Raw genomic sequence first — 3,176 nt, 5'->3', positions numbered from 1 at the left:
CAGGCTCACCGCCTCGAAGATGGCGCGGCCGCCCAGACCGCCTTGGGCCAAGCGCTGCTTGAAACTCCACAGCGTGCGCGCATCGGGGATGTGCAGTGCTCCGTCCAGGCGGCAGAAGTGCGGCAAGCTCATGCGGTCCAGCACCTGGTACTCGCAGTCCTCGTCGCTGAGGTTGTACAGCGATTGGATGAACAGCAGCCGCACCATCACCTCGGTGGGGTACGGCGGGCGTCCGCCCTTGCGGCGATCGGCACCCGGGCAGGCGGCGTCCACCCGGGCGGCAATGGCCGCAAAGTCGATCAGTTCGTCCATCGCCGCCAGGTTGGCGATGAAGCCGCCGAGCTTGGCTTGACGCTGGTCTTGCACGAACAGGTCAGCGCCGGGTTGAGAGCGCCAGAAGGACGAGGGCTTGATGCGCGGTGTGCTCATGGGCGCCATCATGCCGGCTTACGGGCTGCAAGGGGGAGGGAGGTTTCGAGAAGTGCCCAGTACAGCCTGATTCCAGAAAACGGTCCCAGCTGTCGTTCGGCAAGCCGATAACGATTTCTGCCGAGAGGGACAACGCCAACCTCTTCCTGGTCCCATTCTTTGCAGCGCACGAGATCGAGTTGCCCGTCGTCATTCCAGAAGGGGCCGCCGGAATCATCTTCAACCGGAAACTCCAGCACGACGTCCAGCGCGTCTTCGAAAAGCAGGTAAAAGTCACTTGGGAATGAATGGGTTTCAGTAGGCATGGCGTCCATTTGGTTCAATCTTCATCACAAGACGCCGCGACCAGTCTCGGATTTCAGAAGCGCCGCAAGCTGGGAGCCCGACTTCAACTTCTCAATGAATGTGCAGCCTGCGTTGTTGGGCTGCCAGTAAGGGCAGGCGAGAAAGTACGCGTCCAGAAGCCCAGTCGCGTTCTGCTTTCGTCGCAACACCATGTTTTCTCCGTGAACCGGACACGTAGCCAGTTCGACCCCACGATGGCCTGAATTCAAATCCGACTTGAGGTCATTGAGTCGGGTATCGATGATCTTTTCCGTGCCCTTGTCGGTGAGGATGATGCCGAACTCCTCAGCCGTCATCGAAAACTCCGGTGCGGTGGTATCCGTCATCAATCCGTAGTCGTTTCTCTGCAGTTTCTCGGTATGCGTGCAAGCCCGACGATCGCCCTGCACCACGTACCATCCCGTGCAGCCCCAGTAGAAATCCTTGGGCTCCACCACGGAGAGATCACGCTTCCACTGCAATTTCATGGGACGCCCGCAGACGCGACATTGCTTGCCAAGGGTGTCAGCGAACGCGTTGTACTGCAGGACATGCGTCGTCTCCAGGCCGATCTCAACCTTGTCGATGACGCTCTCCGTCTCGAAGATCTTTTCGGCGGCACGCACCTCCTTGCCCTGATTGAGCTCAGAGAGAAGTTGGTCGCGCTCGGCCCGCAGGTCTTCCCACCGCTTGCGCGCGCGGTCACTGAGACTGCCGCTCGACATGCGCTGGTTCCGCAGATGCATGATCTCGTCGTTGACCGAACGCAGGCGGTCCTTCTTGCGCGTGATTTCATCGACGACCTCCGCGCCGGTGGCACCGCCCTGGCGCTTGTAGGCTTCGTAGCCTCGCTTGATCCCTGAAATCACCTGAACGGTGGTGTCGACGAGCACTCCGAGCAACGTCCCGAGGCCATTGGCAAGGCGGTCAAAGAAGCTCATAACGCTTCCCCTGAAAGCAGCCGGCTTTGCTGAGCCAGGCGCATCGACAGCAGTCGGTTGGTATCGGCACGATACGAGGTGAGGATCGCCTCCTGATTCCAGTACCGGTCGAACAGGAGACCTCCGGCAAATGCCGCTGGTATGGCCAGCAATCCGCCGCCAACGGCATAGACGGCTGCTCCGGCCAAATTTGCAGCGACGATACGCTGCCCTCGTCGGGCGATTGCAAGTTTGAATTTGTCGAGTGATTGCTGCCCGACAGAAACCTTGTATCCCTCCCAGGTGGCGATAGCCACCAGAGGGAAGAGCGGACTGAAATAGTCGAGGAAGCGCTCGGTCACCGAGTCATCCATGACATCGAGGGCTGACGAGACTTGATCGTGCAAGTCGCTCTCAGTGATTCCGCTATCCAACACCAGACCGGAGTGGGCGACCTCATGGGTGGCCAGGATTTCAATGTCAGGGTAGCGATGCAGCGCCTCTTGAATGTAACCCGCACTGTCCGTGGCCTTTAGCTGCAAATAATCTGCTGTGGCCCCGTCGGGACCGACGATTCGCATATCCCAGCCAGGTTGATTCGGGGAGTCTGCCAAAACGGCGTGATAACCATCTGGAAGCAGAACGGGACCCACCTGCTCACCAGCGTTCAAGCGATCGGCGACCAGATACTCGAAGTACTTGCCCTTGGCGGTATTGACAGCCCCTTGCAACTCCTCGCCACTCAGCCCGAACAAATGCTCGTCGGACAGCGACGGATTCGTGACACGAATCGCCTCAACGAGACGAGGATCAATATCGTCGATGCCGCGATCAAGAAATACTTCTGCAGACGCAGCGGCTAGTGTCAGGTCAAAGAGCGATTCCCGATTGGCCTTCAGATACCGCTGAAAGGCATCGTAGAACCGCTCACCGGCAGGCCGACCACCAACGTCTCCGTAGTGGCTGCTCAGCCGGCCAAGCCTGGTGGAGGTTATGGCGTTCATGATCATTTAACCGCATTGCGAATCGCGGACAACTCCGATTTGACCCGCTGCAAATCAGCGACCCAACCCGATGCGGAAATACCTTCCGGCTCGAGCCCCAATCCTTCTTCGATTCTTGAAACGCGCTTTTCCAGCCGCTGAATGAAGGTGTCCATGCCGCCTAGCACCTCCTCAACCATCAGGAGATGTTGCTCAATCTGCGAGCGCAATTGGCTCATCGTGAGTTCTTCAAACATATTCTCTGCCTCCCTTCACAGTATCTCGCAGCCGAACCTCAGTCGGCCTGCCGCCGAAGCCAACCCGGTACCTGATTAGCCCCGACCCTCAGCCGCCAGTCGCAGGATGTGCGTCGCCCACCGCCGAGCATACGGCCACCTGAGGGCACTTCGCAAAACCCCATTTCCGAGAGCTGAACGAAATAAGGGCGCCCGCGTCACTCGGTTCGGGGTTCTCGGGGCCGCCAAGCCCCGTGATCGCCGCCTTGGCGGGCACCCGAGGC

The 3,176-nt window shown here is 59.4% G+C and carries 5 protein-coding genes; all 5 read right to left on the bottom strand.

Annotation, left to right across the window (positions count from 1 at the left end):
- A partial coding sequence (locus ML342_RS11470; RefSeq protein ID WP_240127159.1) for a transposase occupies positions 1-429 on the bottom strand: 429 nt, incomplete at its 3' end.
- 8 nt (positions 430-437) lie between these two features.
- Positions 438-743, bottom strand: coding sequence for a hypothetical protein (locus ML342_RS11465; protein ID WP_240127158.1), 306 nt, complete (start codon positions 741-743; stop codon positions 438-440).
- Positions 744-758: 15 nt separating this feature from the next.
- On the bottom strand, positions 759-1,694 hold the full coding sequence (locus tag ML342_RS11460; RefSeq protein ID WP_240127157.1) for a hypothetical protein: 936 nt from the start codon (positions 1,692-1,694) through the stop codon (positions 759-761).
- On the bottom strand, positions 1,691-2,683 hold the full coding sequence (locus ML342_RS11455; RefSeq protein ID WP_240127156.1) for a hypothetical protein: 993 nt from the start codon (positions 2,681-2,683) through the stop codon (positions 1,691-1,693). The genes ML342_RS11460 and ML342_RS11455 overlap by 4 nt, the downstream gene beginning before the upstream one ends.
- Positions 2,680-2,913: a hypothetical protein gene (locus tag ML342_RS11450; RefSeq protein ID WP_240127155.1), complete on the bottom strand. Its 234-nt coding sequence runs from the start codon at positions 2,911-2,913 to the stop codon at positions 2,680-2,682. Before ML342_RS11450 ends, ML342_RS11455 begins: the two co-directional genes overlap by 4 nt.
- Between the last annotated feature and the right edge of the window lie 263 nt (positions 2,914-3,176).

Origin of the sequence: Thermomonas alba (assembly GCF_022419205.1) — a bacterium.
Lineage (GTDB): Bacteria > Pseudomonadota > Gammaproteobacteria > Xanthomonadales > Xanthomonadaceae > Thermomonas > Thermomonas alba.
Note: the sequence above shows the minus strand (reverse complement) of the source record. Positions and strands in the feature narration are given on the sequence as shown.